Source organism: Dorea sp. Marseille-P4042, assembly GCF_900290215.1.
GTDB lineage: Bacteria > Bacillota > Clostridia > Lachnospirales > Lachnospiraceae > Dorea > Dorea formicigenerans.
Map to the genome: position 1 here is coordinate 633761 of NZ_OLMI01000002.1, position 14177 is coordinate 647937.

Annotated in this window: 22 protein-coding genes; 14 read left to right on the plus strand and 8 right to left on the minus strand. The window is 41.7% G+C overall.

The genetic code is table 11. From position 1 onward, the window contains the following. Position 1 precedes the first annotated feature (1 nt). The 3 genes from C7E02_RS08435 to C7E02_RS08445 are packed head-to-tail and all read left to right on the plus strand — an operon-like array spanning position 2 to position 1517. Complete coding sequence (locus tag C7E02_RS08435) at positions 2-946, plus strand: hypothetical protein (RefSeq protein WP_105309324.1); 945 nt, start codon at positions 2-4, stop codon at positions 944-946. Continuing rightward, the gene (locus C7E02_RS08440; protein ID WP_005933795.1) at positions 943-1155 is read left to right on the plus strand and encodes a transposon-transfer assisting family protein; all 213 of its coding nucleotides are present in this window, start codon (positions 943-945) and stop codon (positions 1153-1155) included. The genes C7E02_RS08435 and C7E02_RS08440 overlap by 4 nt, the downstream gene beginning before the upstream one ends. Then, positions 1152-1517, plus strand: coding sequence for a cysteine-rich VLP domain-containing protein (locus C7E02_RS08445; RefSeq protein WP_105309325.1), 366 nt, complete (start codon positions 1152-1154; stop codon positions 1515-1517). Before C7E02_RS08440 ends, C7E02_RS08445 begins: the two co-directional genes overlap by 4 nt. Positions 1518-1661: 144 nt before the next feature. Here the strand turns inward: C7E02_RS08445 and C7E02_RS08450 are convergent, their stop codons facing one another. From C7E02_RS08450 to C7E02_RS08470, 5 genes are all read right to left on the minus strand, one after another. Beyond that, a complete protein-coding gene (locus tag C7E02_RS08450) occupies positions 1662-1955 on the minus strand; it encodes a hypothetical protein (protein WP_021423282.1) in 294 nt (97 codons plus the stop codon). Between the two features lie 46 nt (positions 1956-2001). After that, positions 2002-2271 carry a helix-turn-helix domain-containing protein gene (locus tag C7E02_RS08455; RefSeq protein ID WP_105309326.1) on the minus strand — a complete coding sequence of 90 codons (270 nt, stop codon included), beginning with the start codon at positions 2269-2271 and terminating at the stop codon, positions 2002-2004. A gap of 60 nt (positions 2272-2331) precedes the next feature. Next, on the minus strand, positions 2332-3681 hold the full coding sequence (locus C7E02_RS08460) for a relaxase/mobilization nuclease domain-containing protein (protein WP_105309327.1): 1350 nt from the start codon (positions 3679-3681) through the stop codon (positions 2332-2334). Continuing rightward, on the minus strand, positions 3642-3971 hold the full coding sequence (locus C7E02_RS08465) for a plasmid mobilization protein (protein WP_105309328.1): 330 nt from the start codon (positions 3969-3971) through the stop codon (positions 3642-3644). Before C7E02_RS08465 ends, C7E02_RS08460 begins: the two co-directional genes overlap by 40 nt. 264 nt (positions 3972-4235) lie before the next feature. Beyond that, the gene (locus C7E02_RS08470; protein ID WP_005933802.1) at positions 4236-4589 is read right to left on the minus strand and encodes a helix-turn-helix domain-containing protein; all 354 of its coding nucleotides are present in this window, start codon (positions 4587-4589) and stop codon (positions 4236-4238) included. Between the two features lie 160 nt (positions 4590-4749). Between C7E02_RS08470 and C7E02_RS08475 the strand changes: the two genes are divergently transcribed. From C7E02_RS08475 to C7E02_RS08530, 11 genes are all read left to right on the plus strand, one after another. Further along, entirely contained in the window at positions 4750-4938 is a 189-nt protein-coding gene (locus C7E02_RS08475) for a helix-turn-helix domain-containing protein (protein ID WP_025578756.1), read from the plus strand. Further along, a complete protein-coding gene (locus C7E02_RS08480) occupies positions 4931-5629 on the plus strand; it encodes a response regulator transcription factor (protein WP_005933804.1) in 699 nt (232 codons plus the stop codon). Before C7E02_RS08475 ends, C7E02_RS08480 begins: the two co-directional genes overlap by 8 nt. Position 5630: 1 nt before the next feature. Further along, positions 5631-6554, plus strand: coding sequence for a sensor histidine kinase (locus C7E02_RS08485; RefSeq protein WP_005933807.1), 924 nt, complete (start codon positions 5631-5633; stop codon positions 6552-6554). A 105-nt stretch (positions 6555-6659) separates the two neighbouring features. After that, complete coding sequence (locus C7E02_RS08490) at positions 6660-7427, plus strand: ABC transporter permease (protein WP_021421428.1); 768 nt, start codon at positions 6660-6662, stop codon at positions 7425-7427. 15 nt (positions 7428-7442) lie between these two features. Next, positions 7443-8366, plus strand: coding sequence for an ABC transporter ATP-binding protein (locus tag C7E02_RS08495; protein WP_021421427.1), 924 nt, complete (start codon positions 7443-7445; stop codon positions 8364-8366). Then, complete coding sequence (locus C7E02_RS08500; RefSeq protein WP_021421426.1) at positions 8359-9090, plus strand: ABC transporter permease; 732 nt, start codon at positions 8359-8361, stop codon at positions 9088-9090. The genes C7E02_RS08495 and C7E02_RS08500 overlap by 8 nt, the downstream gene beginning before the upstream one ends. Before the next feature lie 8 nt (positions 9091-9098). After that, on the plus strand, positions 9099-9836 hold the full coding sequence (locus C7E02_RS08505) for an ABC transporter permease (RefSeq protein ID WP_005933814.1): 738 nt from the start codon (positions 9099-9101) through the stop codon (positions 9834-9836). Positions 9837-10299: 463 nt separating this feature from the next. Further along, positions 10300-10740: an RNA polymerase sigma factor gene (locus tag C7E02_RS08510; protein WP_021421424.1), complete on the plus strand. Its 441-nt coding sequence runs from the start codon at positions 10300-10302 to the stop codon at positions 10738-10740. Then, a complete protein-coding gene (locus C7E02_RS08515) occupies positions 10721-10981 on the plus strand; it encodes a helix-turn-helix domain-containing protein (protein ID WP_005933821.1) in 261 nt (86 codons plus the stop codon). The genes C7E02_RS08510 and C7E02_RS08515 overlap by 20 nt, the downstream gene beginning before the upstream one ends. 431 nt (positions 10982-11412) lie before the next feature. Beyond that, positions 11413-11616 (plus strand): excisionase, encoded by a 204-nt coding sequence (locus C7E02_RS08525; RefSeq protein ID WP_009905235.1) that lies wholly within the window; start codon positions 11413-11415, stop codon positions 11614-11616. A gap of 79 nt (positions 11617-11695) precedes the next feature. Beyond that, positions 11696-12889, plus strand: a complete 1194-nt coding sequence (locus tag C7E02_RS08530; RefSeq protein WP_055152828.1) for a site-specific integrase — start codon at positions 11696-11698, stop codon at positions 12887-12889. Positions 12890-13114: 225 nt separating this feature from the next. Here C7E02_RS08530 and C7E02_RS08535 read toward each other — a convergent pair whose 3' ends face one another. The 3 genes from C7E02_RS08535 to C7E02_RS08545 form a co-directional block, all read right to left on the minus strand. Continuing rightward, complete coding sequence (locus C7E02_RS08535) at positions 13115-13459, minus strand: hypothetical protein (protein WP_005339644.1); 345 nt, start codon at positions 13457-13459, stop codon at positions 13115-13117. Positions 13460-13532: 73 nt separating this feature from the next. Continuing rightward, complete coding sequence (locus tag C7E02_RS08540; RefSeq protein ID WP_242978779.1) at positions 13533-13781, minus strand: hypothetical protein; 249 nt, start codon at positions 13779-13781, stop codon at positions 13533-13535. A gap of 50 nt (positions 13782-13831) precedes the next feature. Next, positions 13832-14017: a helix-turn-helix domain-containing protein gene (locus C7E02_RS08545; RefSeq protein WP_005339647.1), complete on the minus strand. Its 186-nt coding sequence runs from the start codon at positions 14015-14017 to the stop codon at positions 13832-13834. Between the last annotated feature and the right edge of the window lie 160 nt (positions 14018-14177).

Consider the following 14177-nt stretch of genomic DNA (forward strand, 5'->3'; position numbering starts at 1 on the left):
TATGAAGTTACAAAAATTTGAAAATGTGGACGTTATCGCTTCCCTTGAAGCCATAATGAAACAGAACACCGCTTTTTATCAGAGCGATTTTGACATAGACAAACAGATTTTGCAGAAAGCGGCGGTAAGCCCTATCCCGGAGGACAAACGGCTTTTGTGGTTTTCCCGCCCGTCCGGGACGTGCTGCTTCCGGGAACGGGACGTTTTTCTAAAGGACACAAGGCAGCATAATACATGGCGGTTTTACGGGGAACAGACCCGCGATACTATCCTTGCCTATGCGGTGGAACTGACAGGCACAGAGCAGGAAAAAATCAAGGGCAATCTTTATGAACTGGATTATTTGCAGCATTTCCGGGAAGTAATCGAAAAATCAATCCCTGCCGACAACTACACGCTGATTTATGAGCATGGGGAGCTGACAAAGCCTGCCGGACAATATTTTGACGGGGACACTGACCCGCAACTTGGAAAGTTTATACGTTTTAAAGCACAGCCAAACGACCCGGAAGCCTTAAAAAGCCTTTTGAGGGAACAGCAGAAAAAACGAACACCGCATACGCAGGGGGATTTTCAGTTACATATCGCCGCCCTGCACGACAGACGGATTGAAACGGAAGCCCGCCGGATTATAGAAAATGTAAAAGGACTTGGAGAACCGGACAGCCCCGAAAAGACCCATTGTGCAGTAGAGCTTTCTCCCTATTTTGTTCCACTGGCAACGGATAAGGACATGGAACGCCTGTTTTCCATGCTCCCTTACAAAAACCTTTCTTTTTCCACGTTGGAGGGCAGGCATGGCATTTATGCGCTGATAGATAAAAGCGAGAGGAAGAAAGAGATGAAACAGTCCCGTCCCTCTGTCCGGGCGCAGTTACAAACAGAAAAATCCCCAAAAGTCCCGAAAAAGACAGCAAAATCAAAACATCACGAATTGGAGGTATGAGCATGATTAGACTGACCGTTGAAGAAATGAACCTGTTGAGTATTTACCATGAGGGAAGCAAGGCACAGCTTATGGAAAATATGACGGCTGCGCTGCCGTTCATGGACGAGGATATGCGCCCCTTTGCAGAGCGCACCTTACAAAAAATCTCCCCGCTAACAGAAAACGAGTATGCGGAGCTTGCCATTTTCGCCGCTGATGAGGTATGACCGGGGGTAAGCGGCTCACGCCGCCACAGAGCCGGAAAGTCAACAGCCTTGTAAAAAAGGAGTGCTGCAACTGCGAGCGCGGACACTGTATCTTACTGGACGACGGGGAGGAATGTGTCTGCCCGCAGCTTATTTCCTATTCACTTCTATGCAAGTGGTTTCAGACCGCCGTACTTCCCCTTGATAAGCTGCTGTATGCAGAGCTTTTCAAGACCGAGGATAAAAAGCGTTGTAGTGAGTGCGGCACGTTCTTTGTATCAAAATCAAACAGCGTCAAATACTGCCCGGATTGCCGGAAGCGGATTACCCGCAGACAGGCAGCCGAGCGCATGAGGAAACGGCGTGCGGCGGTTACGCAATAAGGGCAAAAAAAGCCTTGATTTACAGGGCATAAATGACGTGAAACTGGCATAGGCGATACAGAATACCTTTTCCATTAAAATTAGGGTTCTACTGCGTAACATTTTAAAATCAGTATCTATAAAAGAACAGGGTGCGGGAGGTCATTACTGGCTTCCTGCGCCCTGTTCTTTTTGTGTCTGACTGTCTTTATCCTGCATTTCCGGCTTCGGCTGTAATTCTTTTTCTATCCGGTTCCGGTAATGGGTTTTCCTGCGGTAAAAATATTTTGTTACTTCCTGTTCCGGCAGCCATATCCCCGCTGCTTCTATCCGTTCCATAACAGCGGCAACGATTTCCCGGTTGTTGCGTTTATGCGGCTCCTGTCCCTTTTCTATCCAAAGGCGGCGGTATTCTTCATAAAGCCATGTACTGATAGTTTCTTTTTGCCGTTGCTTCAAATGTCGGAACTGCTTATCTGTCCGCAGCAGCTTCCCGTCTACCTTTTTATGATTTTTTGTCCCGATTTCTTTGTTCCTCTCTTTCCATTTCTTCAAGGGGAAATTGGGGGAGGGCTTCTATCAGCTTCATTGTGATATACTGGCGCATATCTTCATCAATTTCCAGTTTGAATGTTCCGTCCGGCTGACGTTTCTTTACAGTTGCCTGCCTGTCGATTTCGTCCTTGTAGCACATAAGCACCTTTTCCACCGCCCATGTTTCTCCGGCAACGGCGGCGCGTATGGTTTCATAATCGGGTATTGTTTGGTCTGCCATGTTTTCACGCTCCTGTCTGTATTGGAATACCTTTATCCTACCACGCTTTTATAGATATTTCTACTGTAAGTGTTCGGCTTCCCTGCCCCGTTCCGGTTCTTTTTCCAGTCTTAAAATACTGTCTATGTTCTGTTTGATAATGTCGTATTCCTTGACCTGTTTTTTCAGCTTATCATAATCAACGTAAAGGGCTTCTTTCTGCGCTTGGAGCTTCCCGTATTCTTCCTGCATGGCAGCGAGATTGGGGAGTTTGGTAATGCCCGCCGCTTTCAGTGCCTTTGCCGCTGCTTCATGGAGTATCAGACCGCTTTCCTGCTTTGCCCGGTATGCGTCCTTATCCTTTGCCTTGCGGTATGCTTCATAGACTGGTTTTGTCTTTTGATAGGTGGCAACGTGCTTCATCAGCACCGTCATATCAGCAAGACGCTTTTCCACATTCTTTAATGCGTCTGCTTTCTTTTCATTTTCCGCATTTATTTCCTCAATCCGGCTGACTAAATCCGCGTACTGCTCAATCTGATGTTCCGTCAAGAAATTCATGGTCTTTGCCGCCAGTTTCAGATTATGGATTTTCGCCCACTGTTCATACCCCCGGCTCTCTTGTGCCTTGATACTATTTTCAATGTCGATAAGCAGCGATACGCCGCGCTGCTCTTTGGGAGCTTTCGCCGCCTTTGTGCGTTTGCCCTCTATCCGTTCTCTGATTGCTTCCTCTGTATAATCTGCACCGAGAGTTTTCAGACGGGTAAAGCGTTCCTGTCCGGGAGCGCGGCAGGAGATATATTTTCCCGGCTTTATCTCATAGCCCGCAGCTTGTAACCGCTGCAACAATTCTTCAAAACTTGCCACTTGGGGGATAAGCGTATCAACGGCAATTTTTAGCTTGCCTTTCCAACTTGTACCGACCTTTTCCGCTTGATATTCTGCATAGCTTTTTCCCTTGCTGCCTTTGCCCGGAACGACGACGGACAGCCCGTTTTCCCGACACAGCTTATCGCTCATATTCCGTATGCCGTAGTAGCTGCGCTTATTGGAATTGTACTTATGGTAGTCAACAAAGTTGACCGCGCAAAAAATGATGTGGTTATGGATATGCCCCTTGTCTATGTGGGTAGTTAGGACGTATTCGTGCTGTCCCTTTGTTGCTGCGTCGGCAAGCTGCTTTCCGATTGCATGGGCTTTCTCACAGTCCACCTCTCCCGGTTCAAACGATTGTATCAGATGAAAGGCTAAGTTGTTCCCTTTCTGCCGAGCCTGCGACAAAGTATATTCAAACTCAATATCTGCCGTTTCATAGCTGCACCCAAAGGAGGACACAAGTGTTTTCCCGTCTGTCTTATCCGGGTTTTGGATATAATCAAGGGCTTTGCTCAACGTGCTTTTAATAGGCTTAATCTTTGTAACCGCCATATCTCCGCAAGCACCCCCTTTATTTCCTCTATGTCCTCTTGGTAGACGCTGCCTGTCGCATTGACACGCTTTGCAATCTGATTGATGTTGACCCCGATTTTCTGTATCTCCGCTGTCATGGCTTTTATATCGCTATGGTCTGTCTGAATGATATAGCCGTCAATGGCAATCTTGCGAAGATACGCCGCCATGTTTTGGGTAGGGACGAGCTTCATTTTCTGCTTAATCAATGCCCGTTCTTCCTCTGTTACATAGAATTTGATTTGTACTTTTCTTTTGCGTCCGTTCATGCAATCGTTCCTTTCCATTCCGAGGGTTTGGGACACTTCCCAACAAGCAATTTTTAACCGACGCACCGCAGGGCGGGAGGGCGAAAATACGGAAAAGGGTACTCTTTTCCTATGCTTGCTAAGAAAGTTTTTTATCTTTTATGTCCTTATTTCCCTCTACGGAGAAAAAACCATTTTGCCGAACTTATGCAAAAGAAAAACGCTGCAATCTCAAAAAAGATTACAACGCTTCCGAAAATCCATATTCAATTTTGCCGGACGTTTCTATTTGTCCTCTTTTTCGACTTCTGAAATTTCCTTTGCGGTTGCTGTTACAATCCGTATGCCGTTATCGCTCATATCATCAAGCAGAGCGTCGAGCTGCCGCCGCTTTGTATCTTTTCCGACGGGCGTATCTAAAAGAAACTGGTCTACGGATATATTGTAACGGAGCATAAGCTCAAAAAAGATTTGCAGACTGGGGTGCTGTCCTTTATTCTCAATATTCGCAAGGTAGCGAGGGGAAATATACATTTCATCACTTACCTGTTTGCGGCTTTCCTTGCGTCCTGTCCGCGCAGCTTTTATCGCTTCTCCAAAGGCTTTGAAGTCATATTTTTCTACTGGTCTTTTTGCCATATTTATTCACCCAGTTACATTTTACTGTTCCCCTTTCTTCTTGGATATGTCTATACAGTTCCACTAATTAGCCATAATAATTCATATTTATATACTTGCTATTATTCGTATGTCCGACTATAATTATACTGATATGATTTGTAGAAAGGACTTGGGTGTTATGGAATATATGTCTTGCCCCGAAGCAGCGAAGAAATGGGGAATTTCTGAAAGGCGGGTACAGGTACTTTGCAGAGAAAACCGCATACCGGGTGTTTCAAAACTTGGATATATGTGGCTGATACCAAAGGACGCTGAAAAACCGATTGACGGGAGAACAAAACGAGGAAAGGAGCTGCACCATGAATAAAGTTTTGATTATAGATGATGATAAAGAGCTTTGCGCTCTTATGAAAAAGTGCATAGAGCAGGAAAAATTATCAGCCGTAACTGTATATAACGGTATTGAGGGGGTTCGTCTAATTGATGAAAATAAAGATAGCTATTCCCTTATTATTTTGGACGTAATGCTGCCGGATATAGACGGGTTTCAGATTCTCCAAAAAATTAGAGATACAAGCAATATCCCGGTGCTTATGCTTACTGCAAAAAGCAGCGAAGAAGATAAGGTTTTCGGTCTGCGACTGGGAGCAGACGACTACTTGACAAAGCCATTTGGTATTAACGAGCTTTTGGCGCGTGTCAATTCCCTTATCCGGCGATATACCACCTTAAACCCCTTTACGGCAGACATAGACAGCATATCGTTGAAAGATATGGTAATTGACAAATTAAATCGTACAGTTACGGTCAAAGATATTCCCGTTTTGCTTACAGGAAAAGAATTTGATTTACTTCTCTTTCTTGCTTCCAACAAAGGACGAGTATTTACCAAAAAACAAATTTATTCACAGGTATGGGAGGAAGAATACGCTTTTGATGATAGCAATATTATGTCTTTTATTAGCAAATTAAGGAAAAAGATTGAGCCAGACCCCGACCACCCCTTTTACATTTTAACTGTCCGGGGTGTCGGCTACCGTTTTAACAAGGAGGCGTAACATGGATATAAATGTTTATCTTTTCATAGTGATAGCCCTTATGCTGCTTATTATTATGTATCTCCTTTTTGTCTTACGGCGTGTGCGGACACAGCTTGCGCTGATAAAAGACGCCTTAGAGGATATAAAGGGCGGGAATTTGAACCGACGTATTTTAGCAGGCGAAAACGATATGACAAAAACAATTTGCTATGACATTAACAAAATAGCAGTAAACAGTCAGGCGCAGCTTATACGGCAAAGACAATCTGAACAGGCATATAAACGGCTGATGACAAGTCTTTCACATGATGTAAAGACCCCGCTTGCTTCTCTTGTAGGTTATCTGGAAGCGGTTGAAAACAAAATTGTTATTGGAGAGGAAAAGGACGAATATATCCATGTCGCACATGAAAAAGCCCACTATATGAAATCCTTTGTGGAAAATTTGTTTGAATGGGTAAAACTGGATTCCGGAGAGCAGATTTTTCATTTTGAAAAATTTGACCTTAACGAGTTATCCCGCAACATTATAGCGGATTGGATTCCCGTCTTAGAAAGCAATCATTTTGAATATGAGTTTGTCATACCCGAAACAGAGTATTTTATTCACATAGATGTAAACGCATATACCCGCGTACTTAACAATCTTTTTCAAAATATTATTATCCATAGTGCGGGAGATAAAATGGCACTGCATATTTGTGAAGATATACAACAAGCTAAAATTATAATTTCAGATAATGGAAAAGGAATAGCTCCCGATAAGCTGCCACATATTTTTGAAAGAATGTACCAGTGCGACCAGTCGCGGTCTGCAAAGGGAAATGGTTTAGGACTGGCGATTGCTAAAGAGCTTATCAGTGTTCACAAAGGAACCATTACCGCTGAAAACAGCTCTGATAAAGGGACTGTATTTACTATATTGCTTCCCAAAGCCCTGTAAATAATGCGGGGCTTTCCTGCTATAAAACAAGAAAAAAGCAAGGTTTCGGCAAGGTTATGGCAAGGTTGATACTATATAATGGGAGGTAGAAAGGAGGAAAAGACAATGACTATCATTTCTACTGAAATGCTGAAATGGAAACGCAATAAGACAGTCTTAGGTATCTTTATTCTAACTGCAATTTTAGGAATATTCGCAGTTGAACGTGCTTTCAGTATATCAAGAAGTAGCTCACTAATGAATAGTTTTAGTGATTTATACACATTGGCATTTAAGAACCTTACAAGTTTGTTTCTGCCTATTGTGTTGAGTATGTTTGCAACCACATTGTTCTTTGATGAACAGAAAAATGATACCTTAAAAGGACTTCTGATTATTCCGATTTCCAAAACGCAACTTTATTTTTCAAAGATAGCAGTGGTAATTTTTATGTCATTAGCACTATGTCTGCTTACTTTTGCAATCTGTATTCTTGGCGGCTTTCTTGCAGGCGGCTTTACAGATTTGAATACGGAAACAATTTTACAGGCGGGATTATTATTTTTAGCCGGTGGCGTGTTAGTTCCACTTGCAATGCTCCCCGTTATTTTTTTAGCAACATTGGCAAAGGGATATGTTCTACCGATTGGGGCTGCATTACTTTATCTTGTGCCTGTCGTGCTTATTCCGTCGGGGATTATGGGACTGCACCCACTGGCGAGTGTTATGGGAATTTATCCCTATATTTCATCTGACGCAGCAGAAATGGTTAAGAAATGGGCGGGAGGAATAGAAATAACTATATCTCCGAATATCTGTTTAATTTCTCTTTTGGTAATTGGAAGTATTTCAGCCATTGTTTCCGTACTTGCATTGCGGAAACAGACCTATTGAAAGTGAGGATATATGATGAATAAATATGTAATTGAAACAAAACAACTGACAAAAACTTATGGAGAGCAAACGGTAGTCAATTCTGTTAATATCCATGTGAAACAAGGACAGATATATGGGCTGTTGGGGCGTAATGGGGCGGGTAAAACCACAATTATGAAAATGATTTTGGGGTTGACCGATATTACTTCCGGCGAAGTAGACGTATTCGGTCAAAATATCAAAGGGAGGGAAAAAAGAGTATATCCCCGGATTGGTGCTATTATTGAAACACCCGGCTTTTATCCGAATTTAACAGGTACGGAAAACTTGGAGATATTTGCAAAACTGCGCGGTACTGCTGCGCCAAATGCAGTAAAAAACGCCTTGGAGATTGTCGGTCTGCCTTATCGGGACAAAAAATTGTTTAGCAAGTATTCTCTTGGAATGAAGCAGCGTCTTGGAATAGCAAATGCTATTTTACATGACCCTGAACTGCTAATCTTAGATGAACCCACAAACGGTCTTGACCCGATAGGCATTGCAGAAGTAAGGGACTTTATTAAGACTTTAAGTATCGAGCGCGGAAAAACAATTCTTATTTCCAGTCATATTCTGTCCGAAATTGCACTACTGGCTGATGACATCGGCATTATTGACCATGGTGTACTACTGGAAGAAAACAGCATGAATGAGCTACAAAAGAAAAACAGTAAGTATATACTTCTGCAAGTTTCTGATATACCGAAAACTTCTCTTGTTTTGGAAAGGCAGTTTGGGGTTACCGAATATTCCGTACAGGACGAACACACCCTGCGGATTTATGACACTTCGTTGGATATGGCTGCTGTCAATAAAGCTCTTGTGGTACAGGATATAGCTGTTATCAGTTCTCAGCTATGCAATGATACATTAGAGGACTATTTCAAAAAAATCACAGGAGGAGAAGGAATTGCTTAGGCTGATACAGGCAGAGTTTCTTAAACTGCGTCGAAAAAAATTTATTGTGTTAATGCTGTTATCCGCTCTTTTCATGCCACTTCTTGCAGTTTTTTATTTCAGAAGTGCTGATAAAACAGTTATTGAACCATTACAATTTTATAAGTGGACTACATTCAGCTATACAGCTTGGATTATACTTCCTGTTGTATTGGGTTTGGTTTCTACTATGCTCATGTATGACGAAAATCAAAACGATATGCTCAAACAGTTGTGGATTATACCGATTAGCAAGACAGGATATTTTTTTAGCAAATTTATTGTTGTACTGTCTTATTCCGTTTGTTTTATGTTGCTTACAGCCATAGCGTCTGTATTTTTCGGTATGCTTCCCGGTTATATAACCTTTGAATGGAATAGTATCAGTTATCTATTTAAGAAATGTATTGAAATCGCCATACTTACCGCATTTTCCATATTACCACTTTTAGCGGTTGCAGCTGCCGGGAAGAACTATATACTCCCTGTATGTGTGACACTGGTTTACACCTTTCTTAGCTTTATTTTGCTTATGGTTAATATGTACCTACACCCTCTATCCAGTGCAACAGCAATTATCATGCGAGATATTCCCGGTGTTATTTTGGCACAGGAAGTCAATATTCCGGCTGCACTTTTTTGTATCGGTATATGGACTATTGTTTCTATCGTATTTGCGTACATTTCCTTAAAGCATAGAAAGTGAGTGATTGAATGATGAAAGAATTGATTTGGGCAGAACATCAAAAACTCCGACGTTCAAAAATTGTGTTGGTCGCCATATTCGCAGTTATTATGGTTGCAATTATTGTTTTTACTCAAGGGCAGTTTTCTTTTGGGGAAAAACGCTATATAGATGACGCAGGGTGGTTTATGAACGCAGCACAGTCTTTAGCAACTTTTTTTGTTCTTCCTGCGGTTATTGCACTTTTGGGGAGCTATATGATTTGTCGTGAGGAACAAGAAGATACTATTAAATCATTACGTTTAATTCCTATAAGTGAAGCTAAAATGACGATTGCAAAATTACTTATTACTTTTGCATTTAGCGTACTCTTTTATTTGCTGCTTTTCGGCATTACATTTTTAGTTGAAGTTATTTTACATTTTAGGGGCTTGTCTATCAAAATGATTTTAAGTTTTTTCAAAATCTATTTACTTGACGGCATTGGGATTTTCTTTGCTATTGCACCTGTTATTGCGGTTGTATCAAGAATAAAGAAAGGCTATTGGCTTGCTTTGATTTTTACAGTAATTTATTCTTTTGCAGGATTATTCACAAGTATATCCGATGTTCTTTCGGCTTGCTATCCTATTACTGCTACATTCAATATTTCCGGCTATTATTCTGCCACCTTTGGAGAAATCATTATTAGCCTTATGAGTTTGTTCTTTTGTGGATTGTTTTCTGTCTTGATTTTAATATCTAAAAAAACAATCAAAAATAAGTAATGATACAACCAACATCTGCCGGACGACGGCAAAGAAAAAAAGCCGTCGCAGAGCAGCCATATTTTCACGCGCCTATTCTATTTCGGCGGCTTTGATTTTCAGAGCCGCCGTTTCTTTTTGTCTGTACGACGACCCTTAACCATGTAGACATGGCGGCTTTAGGAGGTAGCCGCCATGAGTTATAAACCACAACAACAAATTCTTACATTCTTTGATTTATCAAAAAAAGCCCGACCGCCACCGGGGATATTCCTACCCTTAGATATGAACTATTAAATCATCTAAATACTTTTTATTATTCCTATGCGCCTGTCCGCGTTTTTTTGCGGACGGGCGCATTTTGTATGCTTAAAAAAATTTTTGAAAAAATTTCCGAAAATATTTGGCATTTTTTCAAAGCTCCGTATTACCCCGCGAAAAGGGGGAAGCACCACCAACTTTCAACGAGAAAGGAGGTGAGAATGTGGAACCTAATAGCAGGGAGTTTTATAAGCAATGTTCTTTTCAGAAGTATTGCAATGCGGTATTGCACAATGAAGCGTGCGACGCTCATAGAGAGCTTCGTACACATAAGGCAAAGGAAGTAACCTTTTCCGACATGACCTTAGATGAAGCGCGACAGCTACATACCTTTGATGAATATTTCAAACGGGAAACTGCTGAAACCGTCTTTGAAAAAGCCGGAAAGAAAATCACGCCGAAGTTGCTTCTTGAAGCAATCCGTACTTTGCCGGAAGAAAAGCGCAAAGCCATATTGCTGTATTATTTCGAGGGAATGAGCGATACAGAAATTGCAGAGTTGCTCAATACACCGAGAAGTACAATACAGTACAGACGGACAAGCTCTTTTGAACAATTAAGAAAATATTTGGAGGAAAATGCTGATGAATGGGACGAATGGTAATCAACCCGGCTACCCTGAAAATGCCCTTGTTCCTTATCCTGTCATTGTGGCAGCGACAAAGGGCGACCCGGACGCTATGAAAATGGTCTTGCAGCATTTCAGCGGTTATATAGCCCGTTTATCCATGCGAAAGTTATATGACGAGCGTGGAAATGTTTATTTTGGTATAGACAACGACATTCGGGAACGGCTGCAAGCCAAACTGATGATGGCTGTCCTCAATTTTAGAACAGAGAAATAACCGCAATCGGCGGTGGAACGTCTTTACTCCCCCTTTTCCGTTCCGCTGCTGACGCGGCAGCACAGCCATTTTGAACCTTGACAAAGAAAGCGACGCAAGAGAACGGCGACGCAGCATAAGGCAAATCGGATACGTTCCTTTTGTGCCGAGCCATGCGGTGGGTACGCCATGACCTTTTTCTTAACCGAAAAGCGAGCGAGAAATACCACACCGTAAAGTAGGGATAGCACCCTGCGGGCGATAACGCACAGAATATATAATGATACTTCCTTACAGCCATAGTCCGAGCGTTAGAAGCGTCGCAGGCAATGGGTAGGGCTTCGGCAGACCGCCGGAGGGGTGCAACTCCCATGAGGTTACGCTAATAGCCGTCCGATTAAAGCCTATGTCACAGATTGATTTTTGACCCGTTAAGAAAGGGGGACGACAAATTGAACAATAACGACGTGCCGATTTGGGAAAAGTACACGCTTACCATAGAAGAAGCAGCAAAATATTTCCGTATCGGAGAAAGCAAGCTGCGGAAACTGGCAGAAGAAAATCCCGTCCCGGACTGGGTAATGATGAACGGAAACCGTATTCAGATTAAGCGTAAGCAGTTTGAAAAAATGATTGATACGGTGGACGCAATCTGATAGTGAAATCGAGCCTTGAATGTGGTACAATGTAGTCAAGCATATCAAGGCTCTTTCCATTATGGAAAGGAGCATAACGATGTCGGAAAAAAGACGGGATAATAAAAATCGTATTCTCCGAACCGGAGAGAGCCAGAGAAAAGACGGAAGATATGCCTACAAATATATAGATACCTTTGGGAAACCGCAGTTTGTTTATTCTTGGAAGTTAGTGCCTACGGACAAAACCCCGGCAGGAAAGCGCGACGATATAGCGTTGAGGGAAAAAGAGAAAGAAATCCAAAAAGACCTTGACGACGGTATCGACCATATCGGAAAGAAAATGACGGTCTGCCAACTCTACGCAAAGCAGATACGCCACCGGGCAAATGTGCGGCATGGTACAAAGCAGGGGCGAAAACAGCTCATGCGGATTTTGCAGGAGGATAAACTTGGAGCCTGTCGGATTGAAAATGTGAAGCTCTCCGACGCAAAGGAATGGGCGTTACGCATGAAAGAAAAAGGTTACGGCTTCAAGACTATTAACAACCACAAGCGTTCCTTAAAGGCTGCCTTTTACACAGCCATACAGGACGATTGTATTCGTAAAAATCCATTTGACTTCCAGTTGAACACCGTCCTTGAAGATGATACGGAACCAAAGGAACCTCTATCCCCTACGCAGGAAGCGGCTTTTCTGTCCTTTGTGCAGCATGATAAAGTCTATCAGAAATACTACGACGAGATTATCATACTGTTAGGGACAGGGCTTCGCATTTCGGAACTCTGCGGACTGACGGAAGCTGACATTGACTTAGACAAACAGCTTATCAATGTAGACCACCAACTTTTGAAAATTGCAGACGTGGGCTACTATGTGGAAACACCTAAGACGAAAAGCGGCAACCGGGTTATTCCTATGAGTGAAAAAGTGTTGGAAGCATTTCAGCGGGTGCTGAACAAACGGAAATATGCACAGCCTATTATTTTAGAGGGCTACACAAAATTTCTGTTCCTTAACCGGAACGGCTTGCCAAAAGTGGCGGTCAACTATGAAAGTATGTTCCGAGGACTTGTGAGGAAATACAACAAAACGCAAAAGGTAGCATTGCCAAAAGTAATGACACCGCACACCTTACGCCACACATTCTGCACCACGTTAGCAAATGCGGGAATGAACCCCAAAGCATTGCAGTACATCATGGGACATTCCAACATCAATATGACGCTGAACTATTACGCGCATACGACTTCCGAAACGTCGATAACAGAAATGAAGCGGCTAATTGCATAAGTAGTAAACGGAGAATTTACTACTCCACATACTACTTTTGAACATCAAAACATACGGGGATATAAGAAGATTTGAGAGTATCTTCCATAACAAAAAATGCCGGAAAAGCCTGTAACAATAGGCTATACCGGCATATAAGAACTTTTGAAAAGATAATCAAAAATTACTTTGTGATTTTGTTAACATCTTTGTATTTTCCCAGCGAAAACGCATATTCATAAAGCTCTAATTCTGCTGATCCTCGTTTTCGCTTAATAGAAAAACCAAATCTTTTTTCATTTCTTCAAACTGTTCTATTATAGTATTTAGACTCTTTTCTATATTTTGAACTTGTACTTCTGATGTTTTCCCATACTTATATGCAATCAATCTCTCACCAATTATGTGATAGGACCAACTCTCAGAATATGTTCTATCTCTTTCTTCATTGTGAATTGCAAAACCGATCGGTAAAAGATCATTTCTCATGCCGATACTAACCGCCATAGGGGATATGCCTAGGTAATCTGCCGCTATCTTACATGTTATTTTACTCATATTTCTAATATCTTCATCTGTGTATTTAGGCATAATTTATCTCCTTTAATAAAAATATTTTTCCGCCCTGAACAAGAAAAACTTTTTAAGCTATAAGTAAGTCGCCTTAATCTAAAAAATCAAACTGAGATGCTTTTGATGCAGTTTTGAACCCATCATTTCTATCATGCTTTCCTTCTTCGTTTATTTCTGTTAATATATCTTTAATTTTACTTAAGCCACTTATCTTAAATTGAATTCTTATAGCAGTTCCATCAATACTATTAAGCAGATATTCATTTCGAGCCACTATATCCCAGCCGGCATTTCTTAATTGCTTATCAATTTTTACACGAGCTTTTTCTTCCGGTAACATAGGCATACTCTTCCTTTCTAATCCATTCTCCCATATCTGTTGTCCCAAAATCAGGACTTGATATACTTCCCGGACTTAATTCTTTTATCCGCTGGTTTTACAGCATTCTTTGGAATGGCCCAAGTATTACCAAACTTCATAGCCCCTTCTATCATTCCTTCATTGCAGATTGTCTGCACTCTTCTAACTGATAGGTTCCACTTTTCTGCTGCTTCTTTAATAGTCATAAACTCCATATTTTCTTACCTCAATAAAGTTATAAAATGCGACATTTTATCCTAATTTTTATTATAAGCGCCAAGACGCCGAAAATCAATCTAAACCTACATAACTTTCGGCGTACAGTCTATTACTTCTCCGCATACAAAATCCCATAAAAATAACCTTTCAGCGTAC

Bases quoted from the DNA above. Each gene is read 5' to 3' on its own strand.
- C7E02_RS08435 (WP_105309324.1), top strand. From the start codon at position 2: ATGAAGTTACAAAAATTTGAAAATGTGGACGTTATCGCTTCCCTTGAA.
- C7E02_RS08440 (WP_005933795.1), top strand. From the start codon at position 943: ATGAGCATGATTAGACTGACCGTTGAAGAAATGAACCTGTTGAGTATT.
- C7E02_RS08445 (WP_105309325.1), top strand. From the start codon at position 1,152: ATGACCGGGGGTAAGCGGCTCACGCCGCCACAGAGCCGGAAAGTCAAC.
- C7E02_RS08455 (WP_105309326.1), bottom strand. From the start codon at position 2,271: ATGGCAGACCAAACAATACCCGATTATGAAACCATACGCGCCGCCGTT.
- C7E02_RS08460 (WP_105309327.1), bottom strand. From the start codon at position 3,681: ATGGCGGTTACAAAGATTAAGCCTATTAAAAGCACGTTGAGCAAAGCC.
- C7E02_RS08465 (WP_105309328.1), bottom strand. From the start codon at position 3,971: ATGAACGGACGCAAAAGAAAAGTACAAATCAAATTCTATGTAACAGAG.
- C7E02_RS08470 (WP_005933802.1), bottom strand. From the start codon at position 4,589: ATGGCAAAAAGACCAGTAGAAAAATATGACTTCAAAGCCTTTGGAGAA.
- C7E02_RS08475 (WP_025578756.1), top strand. From the start codon at position 4,750: ATGGAATATATGTCTTGCCCCGAAGCAGCGAAGAAATGGGGAATTTCT.
- C7E02_RS08480 (WP_005933804.1), top strand. From the start codon at position 4,931: ATGAATAAAGTTTTGATTATAGATGATGATAAAGAGCTTTGCGCTCTT.
- C7E02_RS08485 (WP_005933807.1), top strand. From the start codon at position 5,631: ATGGATATAAATGTTTATCTTTTCATAGTGATAGCCCTTATGCTGCTT.
- C7E02_RS08490 (WP_021421428.1), top strand. From the start codon at position 6,660: ATGACTATCATTTCTACTGAAATGCTGAAATGGAAACGCAATAAGACA.
- C7E02_RS08495 (WP_021421427.1), top strand. From the start codon at position 7,443: ATGAATAAATATGTAATTGAAACAAAACAACTGACAAAAACTTATGGA.
- C7E02_RS08505 (WP_005933814.1), top strand. From the start codon at position 9,099: ATGATGAAAGAATTGATTTGGGCAGAACATCAAAAACTCCGACGTTCA.
- C7E02_RS08515 (WP_005933821.1), top strand. From the start codon at position 10,721: ATGAATGGGACGAATGGTAATCAACCCGGCTACCCTGAAAATGCCCTT.
- C7E02_RS08530 (WP_055152828.1), top strand. From the start codon at position 11,696: ATGTCGGAAAAAAGACGGGATAATAAAAATCGTATTCTCCGAACCGGA.
- C7E02_RS08535 (WP_005339644.1), bottom strand. From the start codon at position 13,459: ATGCCTAAATACACAGATGAAGATATTAGAAATATGAGTAAAATAACA.
- C7E02_RS08540 (WP_242978779.1), bottom strand. From the start codon at position 13,781: ATGTTACCGGAAGAAAAAGCTCGTGTAAAAATTGATAAGCAATTAAGA.
- C7E02_RS08545 (WP_005339647.1), bottom strand. From the start codon at position 14,017: ATGGAGTTTATGACTATTAAAGAAGCAGCAGAAAAGTGGAACCTATCA.